The 16,044-nt window shown below is 48.8% G+C and carries 17 protein-coding genes; 12 read left to right on the top strand and 5 right to left on the bottom strand.

All coding sequences use genetic code 11. The annotated features are described in order from the left end of the window. The first annotated feature begins 34 nt into the window (after window positions 1-34). Complete coding sequence (locus tag GKO28_RS04530) at window positions 35-979, top strand: hypothetical protein (RefSeq protein WP_182075499.1); 945 nt, start codon at window positions 35-37, stop codon at window positions 977-979. Beyond that, the gene (locus tag GKO28_RS04525) at window positions 979-1,869 is read left to right on the top strand and encodes an ATP-binding protein (protein ID WP_182075498.1); all 891 of its coding nucleotides are present in this window, start codon (window positions 979-981) and stop codon (window positions 1,867-1,869) included. Before GKO28_RS04530 ends, GKO28_RS04525 begins: the two co-directional genes overlap by 1 nt. Window positions 1,870-2,363: 494 nt before the next feature. Here GKO28_RS04525 and GKO28_RS04520 read toward each other — a convergent pair whose 3' ends face one another. The 5 genes from GKO28_RS04520 to GKO28_RS04500 form a co-directional block, all read right to left on the bottom strand. Next, window positions 2,364-2,948 carry a hypothetical protein gene (locus tag GKO28_RS04520; protein WP_182075497.1) on the bottom strand — a complete coding sequence of 195 codons (585 nt, stop codon included), beginning with the start codon at window positions 2,946-2,948 and terminating at the stop codon, window positions 2,364-2,366. A gap of 35 nt (window positions 2,949-2,983) precedes the next feature. Beyond that, window positions 2,984-3,505, bottom strand: coding sequence for an HNH endonuclease (locus tag GKO28_RS04515; protein WP_182075496.1), 522 nt, complete (start codon window positions 3,503-3,505; stop codon window positions 2,984-2,986). Window positions 3,506-3,930: 425 nt separating this feature from the next. Continuing rightward, window positions 3,931-5,361, bottom strand: coding sequence for an IS1182 family transposase (locus GKO28_RS04510; protein ID WP_182075495.1), 1,431 nt, complete (start codon window positions 5,359-5,361; stop codon window positions 3,931-3,933). Between the two features lie 195 nt (window positions 5,362-5,556). After that, window positions 5,557-5,790 (bottom strand): hypothetical protein, encoded by a 234-nt coding sequence (locus GKO28_RS04505; RefSeq protein WP_182075494.1) that lies wholly within the window; start codon window positions 5,788-5,790, stop codon window positions 5,557-5,559. Between the two features lie 306 nt (window positions 5,791-6,096). Then, the gene (locus GKO28_RS04500; RefSeq protein ID WP_182075493.1) at window positions 6,097-6,369 is read right to left on the bottom strand and encodes a hypothetical protein; all 273 of its coding nucleotides are present in this window, start codon (window positions 6,367-6,369) and stop codon (window positions 6,097-6,099) included. Between the two features lie 353 nt (window positions 6,370-6,722). On the opposite strand from GKO28_RS04500, the gene GKO28_RS04495 reads away from it, so the two are divergent. From GKO28_RS04495 to GKO28_RS04450, 10 genes are all read left to right on the top strand, one after another. After that, on the top strand, window positions 6,723-7,205 hold the full coding sequence (locus tag GKO28_RS04495; protein WP_203563910.1) for a type I restriction-modification system subunit M N-terminal domain-containing protein: 483 nt from the start codon (window positions 6,723-6,725) through the stop codon (window positions 7,203-7,205). Beyond that, the gene (locus GKO28_RS04490) at window positions 7,124-8,338 is read left to right on the top strand and encodes an N-6 DNA methylase (RefSeq protein ID WP_203563909.1); all 1,215 of its coding nucleotides are present in this window, start codon (window positions 7,124-7,126) and stop codon (window positions 8,336-8,338) included. Before GKO28_RS04495 ends, GKO28_RS04490 begins: the two co-directional genes overlap by 82 nt. 67 nt (window positions 8,339-8,405) lie before the next feature. After that, window positions 8,406-9,626, top strand: a complete 1,221-nt coding sequence (locus tag GKO28_RS04485) for a restriction endonuclease subunit S (RefSeq protein WP_182075492.1) — start codon at window positions 8,406-8,408, stop codon at window positions 9,624-9,626. 55 nt (window positions 9,627-9,681) lie between these two features. After that, on the top strand, window positions 9,682-10,206 hold the full coding sequence (locus GKO28_RS04480; RefSeq protein WP_182075491.1) for a hypothetical protein: 525 nt from the start codon (window positions 9,682-9,684) through the stop codon (window positions 10,204-10,206). Between the two features lie 28 nt (window positions 10,207-10,234). Further along, window positions 10,235-10,414, top strand: a complete 180-nt coding sequence (locus GKO28_RS04475) for a DUF4160 domain-containing protein (RefSeq protein ID WP_203563908.1) — start codon at window positions 10,235-10,237, stop codon at window positions 10,412-10,414. An 87-nt stretch (window positions 10,415-10,501) separates the two neighbouring features. Next, a complete protein-coding gene (locus tag GKO28_RS04470) occupies window positions 10,502-10,786 on the top strand; it encodes a DUF2442 domain-containing protein (protein WP_182075490.1) in 285 nt (94 codons plus the stop codon). Window positions 10,787-10,899: 113 nt separating this feature from the next. Further along, window positions 10,900-11,679 carry a Fic family protein gene (locus GKO28_RS04465; protein ID WP_203563907.1) on the top strand — a complete coding sequence of 260 codons (780 nt, stop codon included), beginning with the start codon at window positions 10,900-10,902 and terminating at the stop codon, window positions 11,677-11,679. 221 nt (window positions 11,680-11,900) lie between these two features. Beyond that, window positions 11,901-15,212, top strand: a complete 3,312-nt coding sequence (locus GKO28_RS04460) for a type I restriction endonuclease subunit R (protein ID WP_182075489.1) — start codon at window positions 11,901-11,903, stop codon at window positions 15,210-15,212. 1 nt (window position 15,213) lies between these two features. Further along, window positions 15,214-15,693: a YgjP-like metallopeptidase domain-containing protein gene (locus GKO28_RS04455; protein ID WP_203563906.1), complete on the top strand. Its 480-nt coding sequence runs from the start codon at window positions 15,214-15,216 to the stop codon at window positions 15,691-15,693. Beyond that, a complete protein-coding gene (locus GKO28_RS04450) occupies window positions 15,668-15,934 on the top strand; it encodes a M48 family metallopeptidase (RefSeq protein ID WP_203563905.1) in 267 nt (88 codons plus the stop codon). Before GKO28_RS04455 ends, GKO28_RS04450 begins: the two co-directional genes overlap by 26 nt. Window positions 15,935-16,044: the final 110 nt, after the last annotated feature.

The raw sequence follows: 16,044 nt of genomic DNA, 5'->3' as shown, positions 1-16,044 counted from the left end.
GAGGCTTTTTTATAATTGAAAGCATGGAGTAATTATGAGCCGATATCGCCAAGTAAAGACCAGTATTTGGTCTGATACGAAATTTCGCTCGCTGTCTGCAATGCAGCCAAGTGGGCAAGCATTGTGGTTGTATTTACTAACTGGGCCGCACACTAAAATCATTCCTGGTCTATTTCGTTTAGGTCGGGCGGCTCTCGCCGAAGAACTGAATTGGGATTTGGCAGACCTTGACCGTGTTTTGGCTGAGTTAATTGAGCAAGGCATGGTGAAGGTTGATTTTGATGTGCGACTTGTTTGGCTACCAAATGCAATTAAACATAATGCACCTGCCAATCCGAATGTAATTATAGGTTGGACTAGTGATATTGGCGAGCTGCCAGAGTGTGCTTTGAAGACCGAGGCTCTACAGCACTTTGAGCAATTTATTCAGACTTTAGGGGGGAGTGCGAGCGCCCAAAAAACTTTCTTGACTGCATTTTACCGTGCAGTAAATCCATTGAGCACAAAACTAAATACAAACGGTTCGAGGAACGGTTCGAGGAACGGTTCGGGGAACGGTTTAGGTAACGGTTTAGGTAACGGTTCGAGTAACGGTTTCGATAACGGTTTGCCTAATCAGGAGCAAGAACAGCAACAAGAAACATATCAAGAGCATGACTCTGCAGCACCAACTGAACGCAAGCGTTCATCGCAGCAGAAAGTGAACTTCGATATGGGTACTGGAAAATTTTCTGACATTAGTGACGCTCAATTGGAGACGTGGACAAAAGCACACCCAACTGTAGACATTGAAAAAGAAATGGCAAAAGCCGCTGCATGGCTAATTGCTAATCCAAGCAAGAAAAAATCGAACTACGCCAGTTTTTTGACTAACTGGTTTAGTCGGGTTTTAGAGTTAACGCCTGCTAAATCCAAGGTCAAGACGGGTAATCACGATAACTTTTCATCTCAAAACTATGGCCAAGGAGGCTTATTATAATGACCACTGTAAACTGTATTGATGACTACGAAGAGGACGATTTGATTGGGTGTGGGCAGGAAGAAACGCAATCAAACGATATGGTGGAGTGTGAACCAGCGCCCAAGGAGGATATGATTGAGTGCGCTCAACATGGCTGGCAGTCACTCTGGAATCGGAGGTGTACAGTGTGTGAAGGCGAACGCTTTAAGCTGGAGCGGGAATTGAAAGAGCACAATGAGTACATCAAGCGCTGGAACATACGCAAAAACCAGGCTGATATTCCTCCTCGTTTCGAAGAGTGCGAGCTTTCAACATATCAAGCGACTTTGCCAAAACAAATTGCGACCCTCAACTTTGCAAAAGAATTTGTTGCGGGCTTTGACACTATTTATAAGGGGCGCTGCTTTATTTTCTCAGGCCAAATGGGTACAGGAAAAACCCATCTCGCAATAGCGATTGCCAATGCCTTGATGCGTAAAGAAAGCTGTTACGCTAAGTATACGATGGTTGCTACCATGATTCGCCGCGTACGGGCCACATGGCGCTCTGATAGCGAAGTGAGCGAAAGTGAGGTGCTGAACCGTTACGCACAACCAAAGTTACTTATATTGGATGAAGTAGGTATTCAGTCAGGCTCTGACAATGAATTAAGTATGTTGTTTGAGATCCTTAATTTTCGCTATACGCACAATAAATCGACGATTTTTATTACCAACCTTAGCCGTGACAAGTACATCAGTTATCTAGGCGCTCGTGTCATTGACCGCTTGCGTGAAGACGGGGGAGAAGAAATTGTTTTCGACTGGGAGAGTTATCGTCCAATACTCGGTCGCCAAGCTAAAGAAGCAGCAAATCATGAGCAAGATTTATCTAATGAAGTTGGTAGCCAAACTGTCGTGGATAACTAGTCAATCAAAGAGGCAATTTAGCTGAGTTATAGCGATTGTCTTCTGTCTTAAAAGAGCTTAAATCGGGGTTAATGCAATCGCTAGCGGTTCACTAACCCCGTTTCCGCGAACGAACTATTAATTGAACAACAATTGAACGGGGAGTTGAACATGGCACGCGTTTGGACTGATGAACAACGACAACGGCAGCGTGAATTGATACAACGCACACAACCTTGGCGCAAGTCGACAGGCCCTATCACGCCAGAGGGCAAGACTATAGCTAGCCAGAATGCGACGGTGCATGGGTTTTGTAGTGAACGAGTGCGGGGGCGTTTGCGGGAGGTCATGCGGACGATGAAACAAATAAAGCGTGAAATCAAATTGTACGGTCTTGAGCTTTAAGAGTATTGCTGAGCGTTGTGGGTGCTGCGCCGAATGTTGCAACTCGAACTTATAGGCTTAACTTGTGGGCTTTAGTGGCAGCACCCGACCCATAGCAGACTGCAAAAAGTCTACATCACAGGACAATTCAAGTAACCCGACAATGCTTGCTGCCATGCAAGTTTGCTGTCGAAATCTGCAACAAGTCCTTGATTATCTTGCTCCCCCGCTTGAAATGCCTTCATTCCGTGTTGAACCATATAACGAGGATAGTATTGAGGAATTCCTATTGAGTTAATTTCTTTGCAAATTCCAGCTCGATTGGAATCATTACTAAGCGTGGTATTTATTTGCTTCTTAAATAACTCTTGCCCTTCTTTGTCCATGGAATCAAACGAAAGCATAGTCAATACCTTTGCAGCTTGGCGGGCACTTTTGTCTGCGACGCGCAGCCCATCAAAATAGGCATATACACCGGCCAATGCAAAAATAAAAACACCTCTTTCATATTCCGTTTTTTTCACGCAAATAGGGAGGGCTGAGTATAAGTCGGCGGGTGTCAATTTGCTGTTTAGCTTGTTTTTAGTTTCGCATCCAATGGTAGATGTAGATTCTAAATTTCCAGATGTCGTGTAATTAGTGCTCGCAGCATTTGCAAGTGAAGATGCTAATAAAAAAGCTAAACATGGAGCAATAAATTTATAGTTAGTTTTCAATTTGATTTCCCTTAAATGGCGTGCGGCCGCTTTTGCTAGGCAATGTCATTTCCATTTGAAAAGCGTTTTATAAATTCAACACCCGCGTCGGTAACCCAATAAGTAAAAGTCATTGGAAAGCTTTTAGAGAAGCCATTGTCTCCATTGATATCTAAGCTCATACCTTGCACATGCTTGTCTTCAAAAAAGCCGTCTTTAACGGCATTTGCTACCAATAAATCACCAGCAGCGCCAAGTACAAAAACACGTTCGTTCGATTTTGCTAAGACCTCAAAAAGCCTTCTTTCAAACTCACCATATCTATTATTTAAAATTCCCAGATTATGTTTATACATTTTTACTGCCAATCTATCCATTTCCTTCTTTTGATCAAAACGTGTATGGCAGTTTGGGCATAGAGCTATTAAATTTTCAAACGAATGATCATGAGATTCTGCCCACGGAACGATATGTGCGATTTCTGTTGTGGTTGCGCGACATGTAGGAATTGCACATCGATGCCCAGCCTCTACAAGAACAGCACGACGTATTTCTGCTGGAATTGAATCTCTACTCATTTTATTTCCTTCTGATTTGCTAACGTTTGGTTAAGGGGCGGGCTTTAGCCCGTCCCAGCGAGCACAGCGAGCGATTTGAACAAGTTGTTAGAGGTTTTTAGTGGCGACAGAGTAGAGGCCAGCCATGCTCTAAGCGCCAAACTCTTTCAAAATCAGTGCCATGTTCTACATAGCGACTTCAACTTCTACAATCAAAAGCCTCAAGCGTTACTAACGTATCAACCGAGCTACTGGCGTCAGCTATCAGAAGGGCAGCCGACGCTCATTCGAGTATGAACAAGCGCAGCTTTACTTCCGCTATTGGCCCAGACTGTGTAAAAACGCAGAGGCAGGCAATGCCCATTTTACCCGTGCTATCGTTTTTTTTAGTTTCACTGCCAATTCGTTCGCAAACTTAGCCGCAATTAGTAGCAAATAAAAGCCTTTTAGGCTCTCATTGCAGCCATCAGATTCTCAATTCCTACAATCTTCATCACCCGCTTCATGTTGTACGCCAGAATATGCAAACTCATCTCTGTTCGGACATGCTCCAGGCCTTTGGTGAGGAAATGTGTCGCGCCCATCCATTCCTTTAAAGTGCCAAACGGATGCTCGACTGTTGATTTCCTGATTCGCATGGCATCAGGCATTTGGTCTAACCGAGTTTGCATCTCTTCCAAGATGTCTTCATGCTCCCAGCGGGTGACGCGCCGATTATTGCTCGGTGTGCACTGTGCTTTTAAATGACAACCTTGGCAGTGTGAGCTCCAATATTTATGGAGCTTCAATCCCTTTTCAACGGTGGTAAATCGCCAAATGAGTCGTTGATTTGCAGGGCACTGATATTCATTGGTCTGCGCGTCATAAATGAAATCGGATTTATCAAATCGGCCTTCTGCATTCGCGCCGGAGGTCTTGCATTTAGGAACGATGGCGCTAATCTGGGCTTCATCGCAAGCCTGAATTTCTTCGCTTTTAAAATAACCACGGTCTGCAATCGCGGTGAGCGTCTCAACCGCCATTGCCGTTTTGGCTTGTTGCGCCATCTTGCTCAGTTGCGAACGGTCTGAGCCCTCGTTGTTCACATCATGTGCAACAATCAAATGGTTTTTGGTATCCACCGCCGTTTGTACGTTGTAACCAACGATGCCATTGCCTCGTGATTTCATGGCGCGAGCATCTGGGTCGGTCAGTGATATTTGCTTATCGGGTGCTTGGTTCAACGCCACTTCAATCGTTTTCAATTCCGCCATCTTTGCTTTTAAAGCCGCGATTTTATTCTGCAAGCGTTCGGCGTTCACCGCTGCAGTGGCGGGCTCTTGGCGGTCAGCAGAATCAAGCGCAGTCAAATAACGCTGAATGCTGCATTCAATTTCTTCCCTACGGCGCTGTAGTTTAGCGCTGGTGAAATTGCGGTCTCGATTGTTGACCGCTTTGAATTTACTCCCATCGACCGCGACGATGGCTTCGGTGAATAAACCGAGTTGCTGGCAGAGTAATACGAACTGTCGACAGACTTTGATGATGGCCTTGCCATTGTCTTTGCGGAAGTTGGCGATGGTTTTGAAATCTGGGGTTAATTTGCCACTCAGCCACATCAATTCGACGTTACGCTGGGCTTCGCGCTCTAAGCGACGACTCGATTGAATGCGATTTAAATAGCCGTAAATATAAATCTTGAGCATCACACTAGGGTGATATGCAGGCCGTCCCGTAATGGCTGGCGCGACACCGTCGAAACCGAGCTGAGCCAAATTGAGTTCATCGACAAAAACATCAACCACGCGCACTGGATTAGCTTCGGAAATGTAGTCATCAAGGCATTCTGGGAGTAAGGTAGTCTGCGTTCGGCTCTCGCCTTCGATAAAGCGTTTCAAAACAAACACCTCGTCCCTTGGTCATGCAAAATCATACTACAAGGCGCGTTTTTTACACAGTCTGGGCCGACTGCGGCCTGTGACTCATATCATGCTTGAAACAAGCCCATAAACGCAAATACAGGCAGCTTTCGACCCATTGCCGACATTCAGTCATGAGTACGATTTAACGGTGACGATGTAGTTGAAGCCGCTTCACGCAAACGTATCGTGGTATAAAAAAAATGCAATTAGTATGCCGTTCCACAATATTGGGTCGAGCCAACTGCCATGCGTCCATGAAATCCACGCAATGCCAGGGGTTGCGCCAAAAATAATGGCCGAATAATAGTTTGCGCAGCCAAAATGTTTAAGACCTGCATAGATTGGCATTCCATAAAGAAAAATAAATGGCAATGCAAGGATGTAGCCATAGAGAGCAATTGCCATAGTCCCTCCAATGACCTGATTGATTGTATCAACGTAGCCAGTATATCCTGCAAGAGTAAGAAAAAAAAGCTCCTAGCAAAGAGCCATATAGATTGGCTGCTAGACCAGCCAGTACTGGGTGAAGAGTTTCATTACTCATATAAATCCAATCAACAGAATTTACTTAAGTGGCTGCTCTTGGACGACTGCGGCCTGTCACGCAGTCTAAACGAGTCATTTTCACCTAGCATTAAAACTCTGGGTTTTATGACAGAATTGGTCAGTCTGAGAGGGCGATTGATGGGTTATTTCTGCGCTAAAACACCGCTATTTCAGCACTTCTTTAATTAATAGCCGCGTGTAAACAATGATGGATTTTAGGTGGGTGTATTGCGGGTGGCGCTGTTTGCGTTTGCAGTAGCCTTGCCACAGTAGTGACGGCCAATCTGCTGTCATGGGTCGCCAACTGTTCAGCGCTTGCGACAAATACGGCGCTCTGTCGGCCTTTTGGGGTGAACGAATTGCGTAGTAATGTAGCTCGGCCAATGCCAATTGCGTGTCGTAACTGCAGCGTTGCCAAATGCGCAGCCACTTTTCCAAACGACTTTTTTCCTCGTTAGTCATCTTCAATTCCCCAGTTTCGGTTTTAAAAATAGGGCGGTATTTGGCGACTCGCAACGCTATTCATTGATGCCCGTGCTAATCGGCAGATAGGCGCAACTAGGGCTATTGCATAAAAACGCGCTTATATTTTCCGTTGTAGGCTGAATGTGAATTAGGCAACTGGCCGCTTGAGTATGAGTTGCAATTGCTTGGCTTTTCTTGGTTTAAATCCCCTGTTAGTGACCCAATCCATTACCATGTCACCTTTGCGTCAGCATCATGCTGACCACCGATATTTACGCTCGGCGCATTGCGCTGTGCGGCTTGTTATACATTTTGCAAAGTGACCCATGTCTGAAAAATTAACGCTAGAAAACCTTGAATCTTGGCTGTGGGAATCGGCCAATATTCTGCGCGGTTCGATTGATTCGTCTGATTTCAAAAACTACATTTTTGGCCTCTTGTTTCTGAAACGCTTTAACGACGTATTTGAAGAACGCGTTCGCGCCTTGGTCGCGGCAGAAGGCGTATCAGGCAGCGAAGCTGAAGACGAAGTACAAGAAAAGCACGGCACGTTTCCGATTGATGCCCGCTGGTCGTCGCTGATTATTCGCACCGAAAATCTCGGCGAGGCACTGGATAAAGCCTTCGCCGCCATCGAGGCATACAACCCTGAATTGCAATACGTGCTGACCGCCACCCAATACGGCGACAAGCAAAAATTGTCTGACCATGTATTGCAGCGCCTTTTTTGCGCCACTTTAACCAATACAAACTCGGCAATGACGACCTGTATAAAGCCGATATGCTCGGCGATGCCTATGAATACCTGATTAAGCAATTCGCCGACGACGCGGGTAAAAAAGGCGGCGAGTTCTATACGCCCAAGGGCGTGGTGCAATTGCTGGTGAACATTCTCGACCCGCAGGCGGGGCAGCATGTGTATGACCCGACTTGTGGCAGTGGCGGGATGTTGGTCGAAAGCGCGCACCACGTTGCCGCGCAGCCCAATGGCTTGGTGATGGGCAAGCCCAATGTGCTGCTGTTCGGTCAAGAGAAAAACCTCGGTACGTGGGCCATTGCCAAGCTTAATCTTTACCTGCACAACATGAGCGTTGACGGCATTGCCAAAGGCGATACGCTGGTTGACCCCAAGCACTTGAACGGCACTTACCTGCGCACCTTTGACCGCGTCATTGCCAATCCGCCATTTTCGGCTAAAGCATGGTGGGCACCGCTGGAGCTGGCCGCCGAAGCGGAAAGCGAAAATGGGCAAAAAGCGAAGTCGCCCAATTACAAACAGGTCAGCGACCTGTATGGCCGCTTTGTGTACGGCGTACCACCGCGTGGTTATGCCGATTTGGCCTTTGTGCAGCACATGCTGGCTAGCCTGAAAGACAATGGCCGTATGTGCGTCGTGCTGCCGCATGGCGTGCTGTTCCGTAGTGGTGAAGAAGGCAAAATCCGCGACGGGCTGTTGTTTGGCTCCGACGCAGCCAGTGGAAACCAACAGGGCGATTTGATAGAAGCCATCATCGGTCTGCCGTCGGCTCTGTTCTACAACACCGGCATTCCCGCTTGCGTGCTGGTGCTGAACAAAGCCAAACCCGCCGCACTAAAAGATAAAGTCATCATCATTGACGCCAGCGCTGATTATGCCGAGGGCAAAGCGCAAAACAGCCTGCGCGACCAAGACATTGCGCGCATTAGCGCCACGCACCAAGCCGCGTTTACCTCGCAAATCGAAGTCGACCATTACTGCCGCGTCGTACCGCTGACCGAAATTCGTGGCAACGACGGCAACCTGAACATCGCCCGTTATGTCGACAACGGCGAAGTCGAAGATGTGGTTGATGTACCCGCCACGCTGGCGCAGCTCGCCGCCTTGAGCGATGAAGAAGCCGCCATCGACGCGCGCCTAAACGGCTATCTGGCCGAGTTGGGTTTGCTGGATGAGGTGAAGTAATGGGGTATCAGTCTATAGATGCTTTTCATTATGAGCTACAAGGTGATACCCATGATGAGGTGTTGCGATGAGTGTGCTTAGTCTACAAGAGGATGTTCCACACGAGTGGACTTCTGGTGAGTTGCTTGATTTTCTAGTTTTGCAACGGGGTGTGGATTTACCCTTGCAAAATAGAACTAATGGAATTTATCCAATTTTTGGTTCTAATGGTGTTTTGGGGTGGCACGATACCTTCGTTGCATCAGGTCCCGGTGTTATTACTGGCCGTTCTGGCACAATTGGTAAGCTCTTTTATACCGAAGAGAAGTATTGGCCACTGAATACGTCGCTTTACGTTAAAGATTTCAAAGGAAATAATCCTAAGTTTGTGTATTTCAAACTAAGCCAAATTGGCCTTGAAAAATTTGCCACAGGCACAGGCGTACCGACATTAAATCGTAATGTTGCTCATAAAGAGCAAACAGCATTTCCTCCGCTCCCCGAGCAAGAAAAAATCGCGGCTATTTTGAGCGCGGTGGACGACAAGCTGGATGTGATTGCGCGGCAGATTGACGCGACTAATACGCTCAAGCGCGGCCTGATGCAAACCCTGTTCAGCCAAGGCGTCGGCACCCAAGACGCCACCAGCCAATGGCACCCCCATACCGAATTTCAGCAAACCGAGCTGGGCGAAATTCCTCTGGGGTGGAACGCTGAAAAACTCGGGGCGCTGGCCAGCAAAGTTGGCAGTGGCGTAACGCCTAAAGGTGGAAGTGATGCCTATTTGGATGAAGGTATCCCACTTATTCGTAGCCAAAACGTGCTAGTCGGAGCGCTTTATCTTGATGACGTTGCGTTCATCAGCCAAGAGCAGCATGACAAAATGCGCAATTCGGCATTGCAGGCAAATGATGTTTTGCTGAACATTACAGGAGCTTCAATTGGCCGTTGCGCAAAATTGCCTGCTGATTTTGTCGAGGGTAACGTCAATCAGCACGTTTGTATTATCCGTACAGAACCCAAGCTGGACCCGACTTATCTTTGCCACTACCTCAATTCTGAGGCTGGCCAGAATCAAGTAAATCGTTTTCAAGCGGGTGGTAATCGCGAAGGCTTGAATTATCAGCAAATTCGTAGCTTTGACGTTCCGTTGCCCGTACTACCCGAGCAACAAAAAATAGCCTCGATTTTGGATGGAGTGGACGCGAAGCTTGATGTGTTAGCGCAAAAACAAACCCACTACCAAACCCTAAAACGCGGCTTGATGCAAAAGCTGTTGACGGGCGAGTGGCGGGTCAAAGTCGCTTGAGCATTTATTGGCTTGTAGCCATTGTTAATATTAGTTTTGGCGGATATACATCGTAATGGTTGTTGATTCGGTGATGGTGCATCGTTTTATCGACGCGTATATGGCTTTTTTGGGGTCGTTGGTCAGCGAGGAAGAACGAGCTAGCCAGCGCACCACGCAATGGCTGGTGCTGGCGCGCTCTCGTTACGCGGCAGACCGTGAAGCGCTAACCCGCTACCGCGCCGCCAATGCTCAGCGCAGAAAAATGCGGCGGCTGGTGCTTGACGATGAAATGCTGGACGCGATTGCTGACATGCAGATTGGCCGTTTTGTGTACCTGAAAGACACGCGCAGCTATTCGGTTTGCCTACCGATTGAGGGCGAAGCTGCCTACGGTGTACTGGGCCTGACCGAGCGCCTGCGCGACTTAACCCAAGGCCAAACCGCCGTCATTATCGAAATGGGGCTGATGAAGCTAAATGGCCGCTGGGTCAGCGATGGCCTGCTGGCAGGGTTGACGCTGCTAGGGCCGAACTACAAGCGCGACTTCACCGCCAGCTATACCGAGCTGCGCGAACAAGGGGCGTTTAGTTTGGGCTGAGTGGCTTTTTTTAATTCAGGAGTAGAGCATGCCGATTATTAGCCGGTTTTTAGGCATCATTATTGTGATGTATTGGAACGACCACGCGCCGCCGCATTTTCATGCGCGCTATGGTGAGTATGAAATCACCGTCGAGATTCATAGTGGGCTGATTAGTGGCACGTTCCCGAAGCGGGCGTTGCGCGCTTTTTGTGCTGGAATGGTATGAGTTGCACAAGGATGAGTTGCTGGAAGACTGGGCGCTGTGCGCGCAAAGCCAAACCCCGAAACCGATTGCCCCTTTGGAGTAATTTCAATGCTGCATATTAAACAAGCACGTTATCTGCGCGATTACACGCTGGCGGTGGAGTTTGATGATGGCCGTCGCGGTGAAGCCGATTTGTCTGCCGCTTTAAATCAAGGTCTATTTCAAGCGCTGCGCGACACGGCACTATTTGCGCAAGTGAGCGTTGAGCCTGAACTCAATACCATTGTCTGGCCAAATGGTCTCGATTTAGCGCCTGAGTATGTCTATTTTGCCGCGTTTAAAAATGACCCCGATTTGCAGTCGCAATTTAAGCGTTGGGGTTATTTGAATTGAATAGGAGTGCCATCTTGTAGCTTTTAAAGCTACATTCGTAGCTAAAAAAGCAACGATATGGTGCGGTTAATGGTTGGCGGTCGTGGTGTGTCGGGTCGCAAGGAGACAAGGATATGACGGTGAAAAATGAATTGGCGGCACGGCTGATTGAGTTGGATGCGAGCAAAGCCAAACTCGACGCGTTGCGCCCCTTGCCGCCTGCTGCGGTGCGCAATTTGCACGATGAGCTGGTGCTGCGCTGGACGTATAACTCGAACGCGATTGAAGGCAATACGCTGACGCTAATGGAAACCAAGGTGGTGCTGGAAGGCATTACCGTGGGCGGTAAATTGCTGCGCGAGCATTTTGAGGCCATCAATCATCGCGATGCGATTTTGTATGTGGAAGAGATTGCCCGCCGCGAAGAGGCATTTAGCGAGTGGCAAATCCGCAATTTGCATCGGCTGATTTTGAAGCAAATCGACGACGACAATGCAGGCAGCTACCGCAAGCTGAATGTGACGATTGCAGGTGCCAGACATATCCCGCCCGATATGTTGCAAGTGCCAGAGCAAATGGCGGCTTTGCTGCGATGGTATGAACAAAGTCAGTACGATACCGAGGCGCACGCGCTGCATCCTATTGAGCGCGCCGCCAAGCTGCATTTAGATTTCGTCAAAATCCATCCATTTATCGACGGCAATGGCCGCACTGCGCGCTTGCTGCTGAACCTAGAGCTGATTAAATCAGGCTTCCCAGCCATTGTATTGCCTGTCGAGCGCCGCTTGGCCTATTACGAAGCCCTTGATACCGCCTGCGTCGATGGCGACCTAGCGCCGTTTGTGGCACTGGTGGCGGAATGCGTCAAAGAAGGCTTTAAGCCGTATTGGTTTATGTTGGGTATGCCTCAGTAGCCGTTTAATTTTAATCTGTACAAGGCAATACCTACTGTTTCCTGCAGCTTGATACGTTTGGCTATTTTGCAGGAAACCACTTTGTAAAACACGTAATTGGTACAAAAGTTTTCAAGCAAGGCGCAGAGCCGAAGACATTACAGGTAGTACGGCAAGGCGAAGCAACGATGCGTGAAGATTTTTGTCTTGCTACTTAGAAATGCGCTTACTGAGAATATTGAATGAGCCAAGCTGAAAAAATCGGCGTAGAAAACCCTGCCATCGCCAGTTTGGTGAAGCTGGGTTACAAGCATCTATCGGGCAAGACCATCAAGCCTGAGCCGCGCCATTTGGCCCCCATCATGCTGGATGTGTTGCAAACGCGTTTGCTGGTGCTGAACCCATGGCTAGCCGATACGGCGGGCGGTGTTGCGGCGGCGGTGGTTGAGCTTAAAAAGCGGGTGAATGATGAGTTGATACCCGCGAACCGTGCATTTTGGGAGCAGGTTGTTCACCGTCGCGATATTCAGGTTAAAGACGCGCAGGGCTTTATGAAAAGCGTGCGTTTTTTTGATACGACCGATGCCACGAATAATGATTTTCATGTGGTTGACCAGTTTGTCGGTGCCAATGCCGACGGTGATGCGTTTCGCCCTGACTTGCTGCTGTTTGTGAATGGCCTGCCATTGGCGATGATTGAGTGCAAAGCATCGCACCACAGGATGGAAGAGGCGCTCGGGCAGCTCGACGGGTATCAGCGCAGCTTTGCGCCGCAGTTCGTATTTAATCAAGTGCTGGTGGGCCTCAACCGCCGTGAAGGCCGTTATGCCGCCATCGCCACCAAGCCCGATTACTACGCCCGTTATCGCTTGCAAGAGGCGGAGCGCCAGCAGGTGATTGCGGTGCTGGGTGATGAGCCAAGCGAGCAAGATGAATTGCTATGGGCGCTATTTGAGCCGAGCCGATTTTTAGAGCTGATTACGCATTTGGTGTTGTTTGAAGTGCGCGACGGCAAGGTGATGAAGAAACTGCCGCGCTATCAGCAATGGCGGGCGATTCGTAAAACAGTGGCCCGTCTGACTGCGGTTAAACCTGTTGCTGGCGTGGTTTGGCATACGCAGGGTAGCGGCAAGTCGCTGACGATGGCGCTGCTGGCACGGTATTTAAGAAGTGATTCCTTGGGCTTGAATAACCCGACCGTATTGGTGCTCACCGACCGCAAAGACCTCGACCAACAGATTTTTGAGACGTTCTGCGCCATTGGCATCAAGACGATGAAAGCAGGTTCGGTCGACGGCCTGATTAAAATTTTGTCGAATGACTACGGTAGCGTGCTGACTAGCACGGTGCATAAATTCCAAGAGCAAGACGACCAAGCTGAGAGTGATGGGCCTGATACGCCTGAAGTTGCTGATGAAGCCGATGACGGCGATACTTTAAAACCGAACGAGCAAGCCGCGCGGCATGTGCGGATTCGGGTCGACAATGATTTTTATATCGTTGAGCAAACCAACGCCCATTTTGGCAAAGTTGATGCTGACGGCGTGTTGCTCAAGGCGAAATGGGTCGAGGTAGCGCGGGAGAAAATCAACTTCCGTGTGCTGAGTAATAAAGCTAATTTTTATGTACTGGTCGATGAGGCTCACCGTAGCCAATACGACTTTTTGGCCGCTTTTATGCGCGCCAGCGTGCCTAATGCCAAGTTTGTGGCGTTTACAGGTACGCCGCTACTGCAAGACGACAAGCACACGCTGGGTGAGTTTGGCGGTGGTGAATATATTGACGAATACCGTCTACATGAAGCAGTAGCCGACGGCGCGACGCTGCCGATTAAGTATTTGGATGCGTGGATTGAGTTAGTTGCCAGTATCGGGCTGGATGAAGCATTTAAAGCGATGTTTGCCGAAGAGTCAGAAGCCAAGAAAGCAGCCCTCAAAAAAGAGCTTTTAAGGCAGTGGCGCGCAGCGGCTGGCCGACTGGAAAAAGTCGCCGAACATTTGACCGAGCATTTTTTAGCCAATGTGCAGGCCAAAGGACTCAAGGCCATGCTGGTTTGCGATGGCCGCGATATGGCTGTTGCGTACAAAGATTTGCTCGACGCCAAAATGATGGAACGGGCTAAGGCAGGTTTGCCGACATTTGAAAGCCGCGTCGTGATTTCGCTAGCAGGAATTACCTCAAAACGTACTGGGCATACCGAAGCCGAAGAGGCTGAAAAACGCGGGGTCGATGTCGCCGAGATTGCCTCAATTGAAGAACGTATTAAAGCTGAAATCAAAGCCAAGACAACGCCTGTCGCTATCTTGCCTGATGAAATTAGCACCTTTGTGAGTAAGCTATTCCCGCTGCCCTTTGGTGATGAAAGCAAAGGCCGCGACGGCCAAATTCACGCCAATAATATCGGACTGATTATTGTGTCGGATATGTTGCTGACGGGCTGGGACGCGCCGATTGTGGGTACGATGTATCTGGACAAGCCATTGAAGGAACATACGCTGCTGCAAGCCATTGCGCGGGTGAATCGAACCTTGGCGGGCAAGAATGCGGGTTATATCGTCGATTACCATGGCGTAGTCGAACACCTCGACCATGCGCTAAAAATCTACGGTGGTGAAGTAAAACCATCGCAAGTGTGGGAAGGCGTAGAAAGTGAAATCCCGAAAGCGCAGGCGACGCTAGAGCGGATTTTAAAGCTGCTGCCGCGCAAGCACGACCCTGTGACGCAGCGCGAAGATTATAAAGACGACGCCGAGCAGTATCTTGACCCCGATACCCGCCTTGATAGCGTCGAAGAATTTATCGCGCTGGTGAAGCAATTTAACCGCTCACTCGACATTATTTTGCCCGATGTACGTGGTATTCCATTTAAACCGTATTTCACGTTGTTTGGCGAAATTCGCCTGATGTTGCGCGATAAGTTACCAAGCAATGCATATCAGGAGCGGATTACCAAACTGGAATCGGCACTACTTCAGCAATTACTGGATGAATACATCGCCTCCAGCCCAGCCAAAAGCCTGCTAGGGCATGAGGTGTCGATACTGGATGCCAGTGATATGGCACGCCTCAAGCGCGGTGCAAACGCAGGCAGCCAAGCCCTGACGATGAAAAATCAGCTCAAGCATACGATTGTGACGGGCCGAGATAAAGACCCGGCATTTTTTGACAAGCTGGCTGAAGAGTTGGCAAAACTACTACTCGAAGAAAAAGCGGGGCGTATTACGCAGGTGCAGTTTTTAGAGCAGCTAGAGCTATTTGGGCAGCAAATCCGCGATAAAGATAAATCTGGTTTTGCAAATGCAGCGCAGACGGCGGCGTATCACTATTTGGCCAAAGAGTTGACTGGTGATGTGGCTAAAGTCATTACGACCAAGGTGTTTGAGCATGTGGAGTTGAGCAATACCTTGGCCGCGCACAACTGGAAGCAGATGCGTGATGTTCACCCTGAAGTACGCGACTTATTACGCCGATTATTAATGCCGCTGGCAGGCTGGGAGCGCACCGTGGCGCGTGAACATGCCAATCAATTGTTTGATATTTTGCTGAAAAACTAAAATGCCGCAGTTTCAATACGGTCAAACACTCATCGAATGGCGCTTTGAGCTGGCCCCCGACCTCAAGCGCCATTACATCACCGTTGAGCGCGGCGAGCTGGTGCTGTTGCGTGGGCCTGATGCCTCACTTGAAGAACAAACACAGTTGATACGACAGCGAGCGCGCTGGATTTGCGAGAAGCGCCAACAAGTCAATCAACTGGTCGCTGAAGAAATCATTGTTACGGGTAGCCGACTGCGTTATGCAGGCCGTAGCTATTACGTTGAAGTGCAACATCAGCCTGATGCAAAAGGGGTGGCGCTGCGTTTTACTGCTTCCCGATTTGTGATTTCAAACCCCACAGGTACAAGTATTAAGTCAGCGCAGTTAGCGCCATTTCTGACCCGTTTTTATATGGAGCGTGCTCACAGCAAGTTATTGCCACGCTTGCGCTATTGGGAAAAAAAAAACGGGCTTGGTATCGCACGGCGGGCGCATTAAACACTTTCAGGGCCGCTGGGCAAGTTGTGACACCAACAACATCATCGAGTTTCACCCACGCATTATGGAGTTTTCTGCGGCGGTGCAGGACTACATCATCGTGCATGAGCTATGCCATACGGTCGAGAAAAGCCACTCAAAAGCGTTTTGGGCGCTGGTGGCTGAGCACATGCCAAATTGGTCGGGCTATCATCAAGAGTTTGGAGCGGGCGAATGGTGGGGAGTTCTAATGCTCTATTGAAGTGAGTTTGGGGCTGTGTTGCGAGGAGTGGGGGGCTAGATTGCAGAAATTTTTTTTGAGTAGAATTTTAGGCAAAAAAATAGGGGAGCGATTATATCGTTCCCCACATC

The sequence above is a fragment of the Deefgea sp. CFH1-16 genome (genome assembly GCF_016881365.1).
Classification (GTDB): domain Bacteria; phylum Pseudomonadota; class Gammaproteobacteria; order Burkholderiales; family Chitinibacteraceae; genus Deefgea.
The sequence above is the reverse complement of the archived record's forward strand: the minus strand, read 5'-3'. Positions and strand labels throughout refer to the sequence as shown.

What these genes read in the sequence shown, in the direction of transcription:
- GKO28_RS04530 (WP_182075499.1), top strand. Translation starts at nt 35, where the DNA reads ATGAGCCGATATCGCCAAGTAAAGACCAGTATTTGGTCTGATACGAAA.
- GKO28_RS04525 (WP_182075498.1), top strand. Translation starts at nt 979, where the DNA reads ATGACCACTGTAAACTGTATTGATGACTACGAAGAGGACGATTTGATT.
- GKO28_RS04515 (WP_182075496.1), bottom strand. Translation starts at nt 3,505, where the DNA reads ATGAGTAGAGATTCAATTCCAGCAGAAATACGTCGTGCTGTTCTTGTA.
- GKO28_RS04505 (WP_182075494.1), bottom strand. Translation starts at nt 5,790, where the DNA reads ATGGCAATTGCTCTCTATGGCTACATCCTTGCATTGCCATTTATTTTT.
- GKO28_RS04495 (WP_203563910.1), top strand. Translation starts at nt 6,723, where the DNA reads ATGTCTGAAAAATTAACGCTAGAAAACCTTGAATCTTGGCTGTGGGAA.
- GKO28_RS04485 (WP_182075492.1), top strand. Translation starts at nt 8,406, where the DNA reads ATGAGTGTGCTTAGTCTACAAGAGGATGTTCCACACGAGTGGACTTCT.
- GKO28_RS04480 (WP_182075491.1), top strand. Translation starts at nt 9,682, where the DNA reads ATGGTTGTTGATTCGGTGATGGTGCATCGTTTTATCGACGCGTATATG.
- GKO28_RS04475 (WP_203563908.1), top strand. Translation starts at nt 10,235, where the DNA reads ATGCCGATTATTAGCCGGTTTTTAGGCATCATTATTGTGATGTATTGG.
- GKO28_RS04470 (WP_182075490.1), top strand. Translation starts at nt 10,502, where the DNA reads ATGCTGCATATTAAACAAGCACGTTATCTGCGCGATTACACGCTGGCG.
- GKO28_RS04465 (WP_203563907.1), top strand. Translation starts at nt 10,900, where the DNA reads ATGACGGTGAAAAATGAATTGGCGGCACGGCTGATTGAGTTGGATGCG.
- GKO28_RS04460 (WP_182075489.1), top strand. Translation starts at nt 11,901, where the DNA reads ATGAGCCAAGCTGAAAAAATCGGCGTAGAAAACCCTGCCATCGCCAGT.
- GKO28_RS04455 (WP_203563906.1), top strand. Translation starts at nt 15,214, where the DNA reads ATGCCGCAGTTTCAATACGGTCAAACACTCATCGAATGGCGCTTTGAG.